This window comes from Staphylococcus sp. 231237_7MaSpsaltlick, from assembly GCF_043107035.1.
On the sequence record NZ_JBICNX010000280.1, the window covers coordinates 1 to 569 of the forward strand.

The 569-nt window shown below is 29.7% G+C and carries 1 protein-coding gene; it reads right to left on the bottom strand.

Going from position 1 to position 569, the window contains the following annotated elements:
- Window positions 1-34: 34 nt before the first annotated feature.
- The gene (locus tag ACF91D_RS31460; RefSeq protein ID WP_392438651.1) at window positions 35-547 is read right to left on the bottom strand and encodes a DUF1643 domain-containing protein; all 513 of its coding nucleotides are present in this window, start codon (window positions 545-547) and stop codon (window positions 35-37) included.
- Window positions 548-569: the final 22 nt, after the last annotated feature.

A 569-nucleotide genomic window follows, 5' to 3' on the forward strand; every position in this document is an offset into this window, starting at 1 on the left:
GTCTAGAATGAAGACCGTCACTTTGATGATAAATTTATTCACAAAATCTTAATATCCATTTTTTTCTTGCTTTTGGATTAAGTGGATGCATGATTTCATTTGTTTCTGGATTAATAAGTTGCTTTACTTTCTTCTTATGAGGTTTCAACATCTCTAATATTTCATTGACACGCATTTCAACAATCGGTTTTTTAGCGTAAGCACCCCATGCTAATATCACTTCATCCGATTCTTTCACTACTTTCATAATATGAATATCAGTATGCTTATCATGACTATTTGCCATATGCTTTATATTTGTGGTTGTTATCATGTTTGAATATAGGTTCACAAAATTAATTGATCCGAAGTCTTTCATCTCAGATACTTTATTTAGAATTAATTGAGTCGTTAAATCTAATTTTTTGGTTCCTTCAAAATTTGGATAACAAGTTATAACTGAAATTATCTTTTTATCTTTGTCCCACGTTTTTTTGAGTAAGTAACGATGTTGATTATCGTCACTAAATATTGCTTCAGTTTCTAATGTACTTTGTATATTCTGCATGATTGAGGCCTCCTATTAATAT

What these genes read in the sequence shown, in the direction of transcription:
- ACF91D_RS31460 (WP_392438651.1), bottom strand. Translation starts at nt 547, where the DNA reads ATGCAGAATATACAAAGTACATTAGAAACTGAAGCAATATTTAGTGAC.